This is a genomic window from Marinobacter sp. AN1, from assembly GCF_026013985.1.
Lineage (GTDB): Bacteria > Pseudomonadota > Gammaproteobacteria > Pseudomonadales > Oleiphilaceae > Marinobacter > Marinobacter segnicrescens.
Window position 1 is genome coordinate 1,302,926 of record NZ_CP110342.1, and the last position, 14,104, is coordinate 1,317,029.

The 14,104-nt window shown below is 59.9% G+C and carries 13 protein-coding genes and 1 pseudogene; 13 read left to right on the forward strand and 1 reads right to left on the reverse strand.

Going from position 1 to position 14,104, the window contains the following annotated elements:
- Positions 1 to 2 precede the first annotated feature (2 nt).
- The 10 genes from rlmH to LJ360_RS05935 all read left to right on the forward strand — a co-directional run bounded on the left by rlmH (position 3) and on the right by LJ360_RS05935 (position 9,594).
- Positions 3 to 473, forward strand: coding sequence for a 23S rRNA (pseudouridine(1915)-N(3))-methyltransferase RlmH (gene rlmH, locus LJ360_RS05890; protein ID WP_264995568.1), 471 nt, complete (start codon positions 3 to 5; stop codon positions 471 to 473).
- A 9-nt stretch (positions 474 to 482) separates the two neighbouring features.
- Positions 483 to 2,369, forward strand: a complete 1,887-nt coding sequence (gene mrdA / locus LJ360_RS05895; protein ID WP_264995569.1) for a penicillin-binding protein 2 — start codon at positions 483 to 485, stop codon at positions 2,367 to 2,369.
- Positions 2,366 to 3,505 carry a rod shape-determining protein RodA gene (gene rodA / locus LJ360_RS05900; RefSeq protein WP_264995570.1) on the forward strand — a complete coding sequence of 380 codons (1,140 nt, stop codon included), beginning with the start codon at positions 2,366 to 2,368 and terminating at the stop codon, positions 3,503 to 3,505. The genes mrdA and rodA overlap by 4 nt, the downstream gene beginning before the upstream one ends.
- Before the next feature lie 68 nt (positions 3,506 to 3,573).
- Complete coding sequence (mltB, locus tag LJ360_RS05905; protein WP_245742639.1) at positions 3,574 to 4,602, forward strand: lytic murein transglycosylase B; 1,029 nt, start codon at positions 3,574 to 3,576, stop codon at positions 4,600 to 4,602.
- Entirely contained in the window at positions 4,589 to 5,497 is a 909-nt protein-coding gene (locus tag LJ360_RS05910; RefSeq protein WP_264995571.1) for a septal ring lytic transglycosylase RlpA family protein, read from the forward strand. Before mltB ends, LJ360_RS05910 begins: the two co-directional genes overlap by 14 nt.
- Before the next feature lie 78 nt (positions 5,498 to 5,575).
- The gene (locus tag LJ360_RS05915) at positions 5,576 to 6,724 is read left to right on the forward strand and encodes a D-alanyl-D-alanine carboxypeptidase family protein (protein ID WP_245742641.1); all 1,149 of its coding nucleotides are present in this window, start codon (positions 5,576 to 5,578) and stop codon (positions 6,722 to 6,724) included.
- Positions 6,725 to 6,761: 37 nt separating this feature from the next.
- Complete coding sequence (locus tag LJ360_RS05920; protein ID WP_264995572.1) at positions 6,762 to 7,031, forward strand: YbeD family protein; 270 nt, start codon at positions 6,762 to 6,764, stop codon at positions 7,029 to 7,031.
- 71 nt (positions 7,032 to 7,102) lie between these two features.
- On the forward strand, positions 7,103 to 7,699 hold the full coding sequence (gene lipB, locus LJ360_RS05925; RefSeq protein ID WP_413774420.1) for a lipoyl(octanoyl) transferase LipB: 597 nt from the start codon (positions 7,103 to 7,105) through the stop codon (positions 7,697 to 7,699).
- 110 nt (positions 7,700 to 7,809) lie between these two features.
- Positions 7,810 to 9,240 carry an ABC1 kinase family protein gene (locus LJ360_RS05930; RefSeq protein ID WP_264995575.1) on the forward strand — a complete coding sequence of 477 codons (1,431 nt, stop codon included), beginning with the start codon at positions 7,810 to 7,812 and terminating at the stop codon, positions 9,238 to 9,240.
- A 111-nt stretch (positions 9,241 to 9,351) separates the two neighbouring features.
- Positions 9,352 to 9,594 (forward strand): GrxA family glutaredoxin, encoded by a 243-nt coding sequence (locus tag LJ360_RS05935; RefSeq protein ID WP_264995576.1) that lies wholly within the window; start codon positions 9,352 to 9,354, stop codon positions 9,592 to 9,594.
- Positions 9,595 to 9,684: 90 nt separating this feature from the next.
- On the opposite strand, the gene LJ360_RS05940 is transcribed toward LJ360_RS05935, so the two are convergent.
- A complete protein-coding gene (locus tag LJ360_RS05940) occupies positions 9,685 to 10,947 on the reverse strand; it encodes a 6-phosphofructokinase (RefSeq protein WP_091853299.1) in 1,263 nt (420 codons plus the stop codon).
- A 211-nt stretch (positions 10,948 to 11,158) separates the two neighbouring features.
- Here LJ360_RS05940 and mpl point away from each other — a divergent pair.
- The 3 genes and pseudogenes from mpl (at position 11,159) to LJ360_RS05955 (ending at position 14,070) form a co-directional block, all read left to right on the forward strand.
- A pseudogene (gene mpl, locus LJ360_RS05945) lies at positions 11,159 to 12,558 on the forward strand (UDP-N-acetylmuramate:L-alanyl-gamma-D-glutamyl-meso-diaminopimelate ligase).
- A complete protein-coding gene (locus LJ360_RS05950) occupies positions 12,548 to 13,165 on the forward strand; it encodes a flavin prenyltransferase UbiX (protein WP_264995577.1) in 618 nt (205 codons plus the stop codon). Before mpl ends, LJ360_RS05950 begins: the two are co-directional and overlap by 11 nt.
- A gap of 2 nt (positions 13,166 to 13,167) precedes the next feature.
- Positions 13,168 to 14,070 (forward strand): mechanosensitive ion channel family protein, encoded by a 903-nt coding sequence (locus tag LJ360_RS05955; protein WP_264995578.1) that lies wholly within the window; start codon positions 13,168 to 13,170, stop codon positions 14,068 to 14,070.
- The last annotated feature ends 34 nt before the right edge of the window (positions 14,071 to 14,104 follow it).

Below are 14,104 nucleotides of genomic sequence, written 5' to 3' on the forward strand. Positions count from 1 at the left end.
CCATGCGGCTGAAGCTTGTCTGTGTCGGCCAGAAAATGCCCGGCTGGGTTACCGAAGGCTACCAGGAATACGCCCGCCGTATGCCCCGGGAGCTGCCGCTTGAGCTGATTGAAATCGCCATGCCACACCGCGGCAAGAATCCCGACATCAATCGCCTGATGAGGCAGGAGGCCGACGCAGTGCTGGCGGCGACTGGTGACAGCGATTACGTGGTTGCCCTGGAGGTTGGCGGCCGCCCCTGGTCAACTGAGACACTGTCCCGGCAACTGGAAAGCTGGCAGCTCGATGGTCGCGACATCAGCTTCCTGGTGGGGGGGCCCGACGGCCTTCACCCGGCGTGCCGTGAGCGGGCGGACCAGCAATGGTCCCTGTCGCCGCTCACCCTGCCGCATCCGCTGGTACGCATCCTGCTCGCCGAGCAGCTCTATCGGGCCTGGACCATCACCCGAAACCACCCATACCACCGCGCGTAGGACCTTCCCATGGCCTGGGGTGAATTCAAGGACACAGCCGCCGAACGGCGACTCTTCCAGCGCCGGGCCCTGGTCATGCTGGGGCTGGTGGTTGTGTTGTTCGGCATCCTTATTGGCCGCTTCTATCAGTTACAGGTCATCGAACACGAAACCTATACCACGATTTCTGACCGCAACCGGGTACAGGTTCGCTCGGTACCACCGACCCGTGGCCTGATCTATGACCGCAACGGCACTCTGATTGCCGAGAACCGGCCGGTGTTCAGCGTGACCCTGGTTCCTGAGAGGGTGGAGAACATGGATGCCACCCTGGAACGTCTGCAGGCCTTGCTGACCATTTCCGAAGAGGATGTTGACCGGTTTCGCCGCCGGCTCCAGGAGCCCCGTCGACCCTTCCAGGAATTGCCCCTGCATTACGACCTGACAGAGCAGGAAATTGCCAGTATGGCTGTGCACCGGCACGAGTTGCCCGGGGTCGAAGTCAGCGCCGAACTGGTGCGCCACTATCCATTTGGTGAACTCAACGCCCATGCCCTGGGTTACGTGGGACGGGTCAATCGTGAAGAGCTTCAGCGCATCGACCCGGTGAACTATGCCGGTACCAACTACATCGGCAAGTCCGGTGTTGAGCGGGTGTACGAGGAGACTCTTCATGGCCGTGTCGGTTATGAGCATGTGGAAACCAATGCCCGGGGCCGTACTCTCAGGGTGCTTGAACGTGAAAACCCGGTGCCGGGCGAAGACCTGGTGCTTCACCTGGACATGCGTCTGCAGCAGCGGGCCTTCGAGCTGCTGGAGGGCCACCGTGGTGCCATTGTCGCTATTGATCCGAGGGATGGGGGCATTATTGCCCTGGCCAGCGTTCCAGGTTTTGATGCTAACCAGTTTGTGACGGGAATCAGCGTTGACAATTACCGGGCGCTCAGTGAATCCCGTGACAAACCTTTGTTCAATCGGGCGTTGCGAGGCCAGTACCCGCCCGGGTCTACCATCAAGCCCATGCTTCTGATGGCGGGCCTGGACAGTGGGACGGTGACGCGGGAAACCACCATCTGGGACCCGGGCTATTACCAGATCAATGACAAGGGGCGTCGATATCGCGACTGGAAACGGGGAGGCCATGGCTGGGTTGATGGCCGCCGGGCGGTGGCGGAATCCTGTGATATCTATTTCTATGACCTTGGCGTCGAGATGGGCGTTGATGTCATGCACCAGTACCTGTCCGGCTTCGGCTTCGGGATGGATGCGACCCTGGACGTCGGCGGAGCCCTGCCGGGCTTGCTGCCTTCCAGGGACTGGAAGCGGGGTATGCGCAACGAGCCCTGGTACACGGGTGACTCGGTAAACATGAGCATTGGCCAGGGTTTTTTCCTGGCAACGCCCATGCAGCTGGCGACCGCCACGCTGGTGGTGGCGAACCGGGGTGGCTGGGTGCAGCCCAGAATGCTGAAGGATGTCAGGGGTGACACGCCGCTGGACGACGTTCTTCCCCCGGAAACCATGGAAGATTTGACGGTGGATAACCACGATGACTGGGAGTTCGTAGTTGACTCAATGGAAGACGTCATGCATGGCCCCAGGGGCACCGCACGGGGGGCTGCAGAAGGGGCTGACTACCGTATGGCTGGCAAAACAGGAACCGCCCAGGTGTTCAGCCTGGCGGAAGATGAAGAATATGATGCCGAGGAGATCCGTGAGCGTCTTCGCGACCACGCGCTGTTTGTCGGCTTTGCGCCGGTAGATGATCCTCGCATCGTGGTTTCTGTTATCGTCGAGAATGGTGGCAGTGGTAGCGGTACTGCAGCACCGGTCGCAAGAGCCATGTTTGATGCCTGGCTGCAGATGCAGGACTCAGAACCAACAGTGATCAGCCAGGCCGGGGAGGCTCAGCCATGATGGGCCGTGCTGCCAGCGTCCAGGCCTCCAGCGGTCTGCAAAGACCCACAAGTCTGTGGCACAGACTTCACATTGACCCGCTACTGTTGCTGCTGTTGGCGCTGGTGGCCGGAGGTGGCCTGATCGTTCTCTATAGTGGCGCAGATGCCAGCATGGCTGCGGTCAGGGCCCAGGCGATCCGCTTCGGCGTCGCGTTTGCTGCCCTGTTTATCTTTGCCCAGTTGGATCCAGCCGTATACCGGCGCTGGTCGCCATGGTTGTATGTCGCTGGTATGGCCGGGCTCGTGGCGGTGTTGGTGGTCGGTGTTGGCGCGAAGGGGGCCCAGCGGTGGCTCGCATTGCCGGGCCTGCCCCGGTTCCAGCCATCGGAGATCATGAAACTGGTGGTTCCAATGATGGCCGCCTGGTACCTGTCCCGGCAGTATCTTCCTCCGAGGTTTCGTCATGTGGTGATTGCCGTTGGCCTGGTGCTTTTGCCCATGGGGCTGATCATCCAGCAACCGGATCTGGGTACCTCCCTGCTGGTGGGCGCGGCTGGTATGTTCGTGGTCTTTTTCGCCGGGCTGAGCTGGAAGCTGATCACCGGCTTCTTCGCCCTGCTGGGAGTCGCTGCACCGCTGATGTGGCACTTTGTGATGCGGGACTATCAGAAACAGCGGGTACTCACCCTTCTGGACCCTCAGAGCGATCCGCTGGGTGCAGGCTGGAATATCATCCAGTCGACGACAGCCATTGGATCTGGTGGATGGAGTGGAAAGGGGTGGCTTCAGGGTACCCAGTCCCACCTGGAGTTTTTGCCGGAAAGTCATACCGACTTCATTGTGGCAGTCCTGGCGGAGGAGTTCGGTTTCCTGGGTCTGGCTACGTTGTTGGCCGCCTACACCCTGATTATCCTCCGTTGCCTGTACATTGCGGCCAATGCCCAGGACTCGTTCAGTCGCTTGCTGGCCGGAGCGCTGACAATGACCTTTTTCGTTTATATCGTGGTCAATATCGGCATGGTCAGTGGCCTGCTTCCCGTGGTCGGGGTCCCGCTGCCCCTGATCAGCTACGGTGGTACGTCCATTGTGACGCTGATGTCCGCTTTTGGCGTACTGATGGCGATACACACCCATCGGCGGATGATCACGGCGTAATGTCCGGTAATGGTGCCCCCTGTAACCCCATGGTAACCTCCCGGCAAAAACCTGGCTCCGAGATGTTCATGAAGGCCCTGAAGTGCTTGCTCTTTCCGCTGATTCTGATGGTTGCCTGCCCGGCCCTGTCGAGCGCGGCTGGCTATGCTGAGACCCGCGAGGGCAGAGTATTTATCCGTGAAATGGCCAGTGAGCATGGTTTCGATGCTGACCGCCTCCGGAAATGGCTCGGGGAGGCTCGCCGCAATGACCTGGTTATCGAGAGGATCAGTTCGCCGGCCGAGAAAACCCTGACCTGGCGGGAATACCGGGCGATTTTTATCAAACCGGAGAGGGTTGAACAGGGTGTCGACTTCCTGAAGGAACATCGGGCGGCATTTGACCGGGCCGAGGCCGAGTTCGGGGTGCCCCGGGAGATCATCGCTGCCATTATTGGCGTAGAAACCTGGTACGGCCGGTACCGTGGCTCCTTTCCCGTGCTGGACGCCCTGGCCACCCTGGCCTTTGACTATCCTCCGCGCAGTGCCTTTTTCCGCAGTGAACTGAAGCAGTTCTTCCTGATGGCACGTGAACAGGGCTTTGAGCCCGGCCAGCTGGAAGGATCCTACGCAGGTGCCATGGGCTATGGTCAGTTCATTGCCTCCAGCTACCGACACTACGCTGTAGACTTTGACGATGATGGCATCGCCGATATCTTTGATAACCCGGTTGACGCCATCGGCAGTGTCGCCAATTATTTCCACGAGCATCGCTGGCGGTCGGGTGGTCCGGTTGCAACACCGCTGGAAACGGGGGTGTCAGTGCCGCAAAGGCTGGTCATTCGGGAACTTCGCCCCCGGTTTACGGTCTCTGATTATCGTGCCGCCGGGTTGCAGTTGCCCGCGGAGCTGGCGGACAAAGAGCCGGCCAGGGCATTCCGGGTGGAAGGGCCGGATGGCCACCGCTGGTGGCTCACGTACCATAACTTTTACGTGATTACCCGGTACAATCACAGTCATCTCTATGGGCTGGCCGTCAATGAGATGGCCGGTGAGCTCCGGCAGGAATTGTTGAAGGCATCATCGGCAGGAACGGAACACAATCATGAAGCACCCTGATTTGCGCGTAACGGCAGTCCTTGCCGTGATGGCACTGGTACTGGCCGGTTGCGCGTCCAAGCCGAAGGAAACCGACCATTCCGGTCGTTACACCATCGCCCAGGACCACGGTCCTGCGCAGGACGTGGATATCAGTTCGTTGGGCAACGCCATGCCAAGGTATGAGGTGCCCCGCTCAGCTGGCAACAAGTCGCCCTACACCGTGTGGGGCAAGCAATACCGGGTCATGCCAGTCAGCGATGCCGACGGCTATGTCCAGCGGGGCATTGCAAGCTGGTATGGCAAGAAGTTCCATGGCCACAAGACCTCCAACGGCGAAGTCTATGACATGTACGAGATGTCGGCCGCCCACAAGAGCCTTCCGCTTCCCAGCTATGCCCGGGTCACAAACCTGGACAACGGACGTTCCGTGATCGTTCGGGTCAATGATCGGGGCCCCTTTCACGGTGACCGTCTGATAGACTTGTCCTGGGCGGCCGCCAAGAAGCTGGATTTCCTGGGCAATGGCACCGCCCGGGTAGAAGTCGCCTCTATTACCGTCCGTGAAGACGGCTCGATGACTCTGGCGGGACAGCCGTGGACGCCGGAAGGTGGCGTTAACGCGGGTGTCGGGAAAACGTCCGTTGCACAATCGGAACCGTCTACGGCCGGGGGCAATGCCCTGTTCGTGCAGCTTGGGTCTTTCAGCCAGGTTGATCCGGCCCGGCAACTCGAGCATGCCGTCAGACAGCGTACTGGAGAGTCGGTGCGGGTGCGCCAGATTTCGACCGCATCCGGTGAATTTCACCGGGTGCAGGTGGGGCCTTTCGGCGATCACGGCGATGCCGAACGTGCCATGGAGCGCCTTGCGTCAGAGGGGTTCCGCCAGGCGATGGTCCTTACTGATCGCCACTGACTTGAATCTTTGCCGGCCCTGTGCCGGCCAATCCACTGATCCGGAAGTAATGTGAACAAGCCCATGACTCGTAATGCCATGCCTCGTCTGTTGATGACCCTTGTGCTGATGGCTTTGTTGCCACTGATGGCCCAGGCCCAGCAGGTACTGATACCCTCTCCGCCCCAGATCAATGGCAGTTCCTATGTGCTGATGGACCCCGCCAGTGGCCGGATCCTGATGGAATCAAACAGCGACGAGCGCCTGCCGCCGGCCAGCCTGACCAAGATGATGACCGCCTACATTGTCGAACGGGAGCTGGATGAAAATCGGCTGAGCATGGATGAAATGGTTCCGATCAGCGTCAAGGCCTGGAAAACCGGGGGCTCGCGGATGTTCGTGCAGGAGGGCTCACGGGTCAGTGTCGAGGATTTGCTCAAAGGCGTGATCATCCAGTCCGGTAACGACGCCTCCGTGGCGCTTGCCGAGCATGTTGCCGGTTCCGAGGGTGCCTTTGCGGATGTCATGAACCAGCAGGCACAGTTGCTGGGCATGAAGAATACCCGCTTCGAAACGGCAACTGGCCTGCCCCATGAAAACCAGTATTCCACGGCCTATGACCTGGCCCTGCTGGCCGCCGCCATTATCAATGATTACCCTGAGAACTACCCGCTCTACGCGGAGAAACACTTCACCTACAACAATATCCGGCAGCCCAACAGGAATTCCCTCCTGTGGCGTGATCCGTCGGTGGATGGCTTGAAAACCGGCCATACCGAGGAAGCGGGTTATTGCCTGGTGGCCTCCGCGCAGCGTGATGACACCCGTCTGATCGCGGTGGTGATGGGTACCGACAGCAGCGAGGCCCGTGCCCGTGAGGTGCAGAAAATGCTCAACTACGGTTTCCGCTACTACGAAACGGCGCGCCTGTTCGACAGCGGTGAATCCTTGCTGGAAAGCCGGGTCTGGGGTGGTAAGCAGGACCAGATGAACCTGGGCCTGGCCTCGGATATGGTGCTTACCATCCCCCGAGGGGCGAGGGACTCACTGGAGTCTGTGGTAGAAGTGGACTCGGTGATCAAGGCGCCGGTGTCAGCCGGGGACGAACTGGGTACCGTGACCATCAGCTTCGATGGTGAGGTCCTGGCCAAGCGGCCCCTCGTTGCCGTCGAGCCGGTCCCCGAAGGGGGCTTGTTCAAACGGCTACTTGATGCCATCAAGCTGTTCTTCCATAACCTGTTCAACTGAGCAGGCCAGGCCAGGCATTAACAGGAGGGGCAGTTTCATGTCTCAACCCTCAGCGCCCAAAATCGAGTTCCCCTGTGACTACGTTATCAAGGTCATAGGGGACGCAGCTCCGGACTTTACTGAGTTCGTGGTGTCCGTTGTGAATTCGCACGCACCAGGCATCCGTGAGGAGCATATTACCGTGACGGACAGCCGCAACGGGCGCTTTACCTCTGTCCGGTTGCGTATTGTCGCCACTGGAGAGCCCCAGCTAAAGGCGCTGTTCGAGGACCTCAAGGCCAGTGGCCGGGTCCACATGGTTTTGTGATGCGGGAGCGACCGACTTTGCTGATCGTACGGGACCTGGGGCTGCAGCCCTATGAATCCGTATGGGAAGCCATGAAGACATTCACGGCCGAGCGCGATGGAAGCGTGGCGGATGAACTCTGGTGTGTCCAGCATTCACCGGTCTACACCCAGGGGCAGGCCGGAAAGGCGGAACATATCCTCGCGCCGGGAGATATCCCGGTGGTGCAGGCGGACCGCGGTGGCCAGGTGACCTACCACGGGCCCGGCCAACTGGTGGTTTACCTGATGATCGATCTGCCCCGGGCCGGCCTTGGCGTTCGCCAGCTGGTGGATATTATCGAGCAGTCCCTGGTTTCCGTGCTTGGGGATCAGGGTATTACTGCCGCGCCACGGCCAGACGCCCCGGGAGTCTACGTGGATGGGGCCAAGATTGCCTCGCTTGGCCTGAGGGTGCGGCGTGGGTGCTCTTTCCACGGGCTGGCGCTGAACGTGGATATGGACATGGAGCCGTTCAGCCGTATCAACCCCTGTGGCTTCTCTGGCTTGCCGATGTGCCAGGTCCGTGATTTCAACGCCACCGTTTCCATGCCGGAGTTGGCCGATCAGCTGACAAACACGCTGGCCAGGGCTCTTGGCCATGATGCCGCTGGCATCGTTCGCCCCTCTGTTCACCAAACAGCCTCCTGAGGCTGGTATCCTGTTTGCAACGCTTCCGGTGCAGCCTGTCTGATCCGGGCCTTTGCGGGAGCGAGACGTTTCCATTCACCGGTTGACGATCACGACCTGTCAGGTGGGCCATGTCCAAGCCTCGTAAAGGAAAAACTGTCTCCAGAATCCGCACCGGCAGCTTCGAGCGGAGGCTGACCATGACCCGGGCAGGCCTGTTTGCCGGTACCCGAATGGCTTCTCACATGGCTACCAGTTGGCTTTCCAGTGCTGACCAGAGGGAACAGCGCCACAAGGCCATGTTGTCGAAGCAGGCGCAGTTCCTGGTGGACGAACTTGGGCAGCTCAAGGGCAGCGTGGTCAAGATCGGTCAGATGATGGCCCTTTACGGTGAGCATTTCCTTCCCGAAGAAGTCACCGAAGCCCTGCATACCCTTGAAGACCAGACGTCTGCCCTGGAGTGGAAAGCCGTTCAAAAGGTGATCCGGGAGGAGCTGGGCGCGGACCGGCTGGCAGAGCTGGAGGTGGACCCCGAGCCCATCGGAGCCGCGTCCCTTGGGCAGGTTCACCGGGCACGGCGCCGCTTTGACGGTCTGGAACTGGTGCTCAAGATACAGTACCCGGGCGTAGACCGTGCAGTGGACAGCGACCTGGATGCCGTTGCCCAGTTGCTGCGAGTGGCCCGGCTGGTTTCCTTTGGCCCCGAGTTCAATGACTGGCTGGAAGAAGTCCGGGAAATGATGCACCGGGAGGTGAACTACGCGCTGGAGGCCGATACGACCGAGCGGTTCAGGGAGCGCCTGGCCGATGATCCCCGCTTCGTGGTGCCCAGGGTGCTGATGCAGTACACCACTCCCCATATTATTGCGCAGACCTACGAGCACGGGCATCCCGTCAGCTCAGAGGCGGTGGCAGCGCTGGCGGTGGAGCGCCGAAGTGAGCTGGGCAAGGCCGCCCTGGAACTGTTCTTCCGGGAGCTTTTTGACTGGGGTGAAATCCAGACGGATCCCAATTTCGGGAACTACCGCATCCGACTGGCCGGGGAAGGGGGCAACGAACGGGACCAGGTGGTGCTGCTGGATTTCGGAGCGGTTCAGCAATACAGCGATGACTTCCTGGACCCGGTAATCCAGATGATTCGTGCGTCCTACGAGCAAGACCTGCCGGCGGTGATCGACGGTGGTGTCCGGCTGCATTTCATGAAGCGGGAGTGGCCGGACGAGGTGCTCGACAAGTTCGGACAGGTCTGTATGTCCGTGCTGGAACCGCTTGCGCCCGCCAGTCAAGGCTGGCCTGAATATGCCGTGAACGACCAGGGCCAGTATCGCTGGAAGCAGAGTGACCTGCCTTCCCGTGTTGCCCGGGAAGCGGCAAGGTCTGCCATCAGTCGCTATTTCCGGGTGCCACCAAAGGAGTTTGTCTTTCTTAATCGTAAACTTATTGGTGTCTACACCTTTATTGCTGTGCTACGCGCCGAGTTTAACGGCGAACCGTTGTTGCGGGAATTTCTGTATGGAGAGGCCCTTGATGGAGGGGAGCCCGGGCTCGGGGGATCCTTATAGCCACGGTTATCGGCGATGCCTATGATCGTTATTCAAAGCATCAACTGGGCAGAGGGGCCGGATGAAGCGATGATGATCGCCCTGAATGTCAGAATAACCCGGAGGTGAACCTTGGAAAAGGTAACGATATACGGCCGCATGAGCTGCGGCTTCTGCGCCATGGCACGCCAACTTTGTGACCAGAAAGGTTTTGAGCACGAATTCGTGGATATGCCCGCGCTTGGCCTGACCAAGGAAGACGTTGCTGCGAAGATCGGGCACCCGGTATATACGGTGCCGCAGATTCTTGTCGGCAGTGAGTACGTGGGTGGTTTTGATGAGTTTTCCCGTTACGTGGCTCGTCAAGCCAGTTGAACGCCCCGGTATTTTCCTGTTGCTACAAAGACAAAAGGCCCCGGCGAGTTGTTCGCCGGGGCCTTTTTCGTTGCGAGGCAGCGACTTCCATCAGACCTCGAACGGTGTTTTCAGCTTCTTCTCTGCGAGTACGTTCTTCAGGTGAGCGACTTTCGGGATGCCGTTTTCAAAGGGTGGGAAGGCTTCGCCCTCGATCAGCGGCTGGAGGTATTCCCGGCAGTCTTCGGTAATCCCGAATCCGTCGTCAGAAATGTAGTGAATTGGCATTTTCTTTTCCTGGTTGGCCACTTCGCTCAAGGGGGCCTCGCCGATGTGCCAGCGGTACGGGCTGGATTGCTCCCTTACAATAATGGGCATGACCGCTTGCTTGCCGGCGAGCGCCATTTCCACTGCTTTCTGGCCCACGGTGTAGGCCTGCTCTACATCGGTGGCGGAGGCAATGTGGCGTGCCGCCCGTTGCAGGTAGTCGGCGACAGCCCAGTGGAACTTGTAGCCCAGGGCCTGTTTGACCATGTTGGCCAAGGTAGGGGCAACACCACCGAGTTGGGTATGCCCAAACGCGTCCTTGCCGCCCGCATCCGCAACGAAGCGGCCGTCCTCGTACTGGGCGCCTTCCGACGCCACTACAACGCAGTAGCCATAGTCTTTCACCGACTGCTCGACACGGGCGAGGAAGGCCTCGCGTTCGAACGGAATTTCCGGGAACAGAATGATATGGGGCGGCTCATCCCGGCCATTGCCTGCCAGGCCCCCGGCCGCGGCAATCCAGCCGGCGTGGCGCCCCATCACCTCGAGGATGAATACCTTGGTGGAAGACTCGCACATGGAGCGGATGTCGAGGCTGGCCTCCAGTGTCGAGGTAGCCACGTACTTGGCCACCGAGCCGAACCCTGGGCAGCAGTCAGTAAACGGCAGGTCGTTGTCGACGGTCTTGGGTACGCCAATACAGGTGATGGGGTAGCCCATCTTGTCGGCAATCTGGGACACCTTGAACGCCGTATCCTGGGAATCCCCACCGCCGTTATAGAAGAAGTAACCGATATCGTGGGCGCGGAAAACCTCTACCAGACGCTCGTATTCGCGGCGGTTCTCGGTGAGGTTCTTCATCTTGTAGCGGCACGAACCAAAGGCTCCGCCGGGGGTATGCATCAGCGCGCGGATGGCGTCATCGGACTCTTCGGACGTGTCGATCAGCTCTTCCCTGAGAGCCCCGATAATGCCGTTACGGCCGGCATAGACCTTGCCGATCTGGTCCGGGTGCTTGCGCGCGGTTTCGATAACCCCGCAGGCACTGGCATTAATGACAGCGGTGACCCCGCCGGACTGGGCATAGAACGCGTTCTTGATGGCCATCTTGGGCTGGCGCCTCCTGGTGGTTGGATTAGCATGTCTCTATGGAGGCGAATCATACGTGAATCCCGCGGAGTTTTCATGACGCCCGGCTTGACGGAACCTTACGTATACGGGAGTCTTGGGAGCTTCTGATCGCCGCGGCGAACTGGCTCGTCGCTGGAAATAACGACTTTCAGCTGTCATCAACACCATCAAGGAATTCTGGCACGTCATGCATATCCACATTCTGGGAATCTGCGGCACCTTCATGGGCAGCCTGGCGGTACTGGCACGGGAGCTGGGCCACACGGTGACTGGCTCAGACCAGGGGGTTTACCCGCCCATGAGCACCCAGCTGGAAGCCCAGGGCATCACCCTGATGGAAGGCTACCGGGCAGAGAACCTGAACCGGCGCCGGACCTGGTGCTGATAGGTAACGCCATGTCCCGTGGTAATCCCGAGGTGGAGGCGGTGCTCAACCGCAACCTGGATTACATGTCTGGCCCCGAGTGGCTTGCCCGGGAGGTCCTCCGGCACCGGTGGGTGCTCGCGGTTGCGGGCACCCATGGCAAGACCACCACCACCGCCATGTTGCTCTGGATACTTGAACAGAGCGGATTCGATGCGGGCTACCTGGTGGGCGGCGTGCCCCGTGATTTCCCGGTATCCGCGCGACTGGGCAGCAGCGACTTTTTCGTGATTGAGGCTGATGAGTACGACAGCGCCTTCTTTGACAAGCGCTCAAAGTTCATTCACTACCGGCCCCATACCTGCATTCTCAACAACCTTGAATTCGACCACGCTGATATTTTCGATAATGTCGAAGCTATCGAGCGCCAGTTTCATCACCTGGTGCGTACCGTGCCCTCGAAGGGAACGATCATCCGTCCGGCGATGGATGAACACCTGGACCGGGCGCTGGCCATGGGTTGCTGGAGCCCGGTGCAGAGCACCGCCATCGGTAGTGAAGCCGAGGCGCCGGACTGGCGCGCCGAGCTGCTTAAAGAGGATGGCTCCTCGTTCATGCTGATCCATCACGAGCAGCCGGTGGCGACCGTTAACTGGAAAATGACAGGCCTGCACAATGTTCGCAACGCGCTCTCAGCCATCGCCGCAGCTCGGCATGTAGGGGTAACGCCGGACCATGCCGTGGCCGCCCTGAATCGATTCGGTGGCGTCAAGCGACGCATGGAGTTGCTGGCCGATGTGAGTGGAGTCAAGGTCTACGACGATTTCGCCCACCACCCGACGGCTATCGCTACCACGCTGGAAGGGCTGCGTAACCAGGTGGGTGACGACCTGATTGTTGCGCTGATCGAGCCGCGTTCCAATACCATGCAGCAGGGTGTTCACCGCGACCGGCTGCTGGACAGTGCCCGACTGGCGGACCGGGTTATCTGGGCCAACACCAGCCGGGCTGACTGGCTCTCTGAATTGATGGGGGATTATCGGAACAGTGGCGGTGACCCTGAAAGGCACCAGCTTGATACGACCATCGACGGCCTGTTGGAGCGGGTTCTGGATGAGATTTCAGAGCCCTGTCACGTGGTGATCATGAGTAACGGGGGGTTTGGTGGCATTCACCAGCGACTGATCGCCCGTCTTGAAGAGAAAGCCAGCCATGGTCGCTGAGCCTCGTACCATCAATCTGGCCCTTACTGGGGCCTCCGGCGCCCAGTATGGCTTACGGCTGTTGCAGTGCCTGGTTGCCCAGGGGTGTCGCGTCAATGTCATGGTTAGCAAGGCCGCACGTATTGTGCTGGCCACTGAGACGGAAATACAGTTGCCTGCCTCCACAGCCGCCGCCCTGGTGAGCCTGCAGTCCTGGACCGGTGCGGAGGAGGGGCAGTTAAAAGTGTTCGGTCACGAGGACTGGTTTGCGCCACCGGCATCCGGCTCCGGTGAAAGGTCCCCACTGGTCATCTGCCCCTGCAGCACCGGTACCCTGTCGGCGCTTGCTACTGGTGCCAGTAACAACCTTATCGAAAGGGCAGGTGATGTGGCGTTGAAAGAGCGTCGTCAGCTCATCCTGGTCCCCCGTGAGGCGCCTTATTCAGAGGTTCACCTTGAAAATATGCTCAAACTGACGCGTATGGGGGCTGTCATCATGCCTGCTTGCCCGGGTTTCTACCACAACCCCTCCTCCGTCGACGACCTGGTGGATTTCATCGTCGCCCGCCTGCTGGATCATCTCGGCCTGCCGCAATCCCTGGTGCCCCGTTGGGGTGAGGCCCGGTAACCATGCTAGAGCAGATTCCTGCTGCCATTGCCGAGTTGAACCTGTCCATGCCGGCATTGCGCCTCCTGGGTACTACGGTCGCTCTTTTGCTGATCGTGCTGGTGGTGCGAGCGGTTCTGTCCAAGGTCATTCGTACCAGCATCCAGTCCACGGAGCTTCGTCGCAAATGGCTGGTGCAGACTCGCAACGGTCTTATCCTGGTTTTCCTTCTTGGCCTGGTGCTTATCTGGGGGCAGGAGTTGCGCACCCTGGCGCTGTCGATTGTCGCGATTGCGGTCGCCTTTGTGGTGGCCACCAAGGAGTTGATTCTCTGCTTCATGGGGAGCCTGGTAAAGGGCGGTGCCCGATCCTTTGATATTGGCGACAGGATCCAGGTCAAGGATTTTCGCGGCGATGTGATCGACCAGAACCTGTTGGCTACCACCATCCTTGAAGTGGGTCCCGGAAAGCTGACCCACCAGCGTACCGGCCGGGCCACCGTGATTCCCAACTCCCTGTTTGTGTCCGAGCCCGTTATCAATGAGAGCTTTACCGAGGACTATGTTCTCCATGTATTCACTGTGCCCTTCAAGCGAGACGACAACTGGCAACTCGCCCAGAAGGTGTTGCTGGACGCCACCCAGGCCCAGTGCGAACCCTTCCTTGAAACCGCTCGCCGCTACATGCGGCGTCTTGGCGACCGCCGGGGATTGGAGGTGCCAGTGGTGGATCCAAGGGTCAGTCTCCAGGTCCCGTTGGCCGGGGAGATACACCTGGTAGTCCGCTTTCCCTGCCGTCCTTCACAGCGTAGCGCCATTGAACAGGCAATTCTGATGGAGGCCTTCGCCAACAATGATTTCAGTGGGGTTCGGAAAAAGGGTAGCGAAGAAGATCAAGGTCCGATTGATCCCGAAAGAATGGAATAGCGGGAGCAGGCAGCGAGTGCACAAGGAAGCGCCA

What these genes read in the sequence shown, in the direction of transcription:
- LJ360_RS05930 (WP_264995575.1), top strand. Translation starts at nt 7,810, where the DNA reads ATGTCCAAGCCTCGTAAAGGAAAAACTGTCTCCAGAATCCGCACCGGC.
- LJ360_RS05940 (WP_091853299.1), bottom strand. Translation starts at nt 10,947, where the DNA reads ATGGCCATCAAGAACGCGTTCTATGCCCAGTCCGGCGGGGTCACCGCT.
- lipB (WP_413774420.1), top strand. Translation starts at nt 7,103, where the DNA reads ATGAAGACATTCACGGCCGAGCGCGATGGAAGCGTGGCGGATGAACTC.
- LJ360_RS05955 (WP_264995578.1), top strand. Translation starts at nt 13,168, where the DNA reads ATGCTAGAGCAGATTCCTGCTGCCATTGCCGAGTTGAACCTGTCCATG.
- LJ360_RS05910 (WP_264995571.1), top strand. Translation starts at nt 4,589, where the DNA reads ATGAAGCACCCTGATTTGCGCGTAACGGCAGTCCTTGCCGTGATGGCA.
- rodA (WP_264995570.1), top strand. Translation starts at nt 2,366, where the DNA reads ATGATGGGCCGTGCTGCCAGCGTCCAGGCCTCCAGCGGTCTGCAAAGA.
- mrdA (WP_264995569.1), top strand. Translation starts at nt 483, where the DNA reads ATGGCCTGGGGTGAATTCAAGGACACAGCCGCCGAACGGCGACTCTTC.
- LJ360_RS05950 (WP_264995577.1), top strand. Translation starts at nt 12,548, where the DNA reads ATGGTCGCTGAGCCTCGTACCATCAATCTGGCCCTTACTGGGGCCTCC.
- LJ360_RS05915 (WP_245742641.1), top strand. Translation starts at nt 5,576, where the DNA reads ATGCCTCGTCTGTTGATGACCCTTGTGCTGATGGCTTTGTTGCCACTG.
- mltB (WP_245742639.1), top strand. Translation starts at nt 3,574, where the DNA reads ATGAAGGCCCTGAAGTGCTTGCTCTTTCCGCTGATTCTGATGGTTGCC.
- rlmH (WP_264995568.1), top strand. Translation starts at nt 3, where the DNA reads ATGCGGCTGAAGCTTGTCTGTGTCGGCCAGAAAATGCCCGGCTGGGTT.
- LJ360_RS05920 (WP_264995572.1), top strand. Translation starts at nt 6,762, where the DNA reads ATGTCTCAACCCTCAGCGCCCAAAATCGAGTTCCCCTGTGACTACGTT.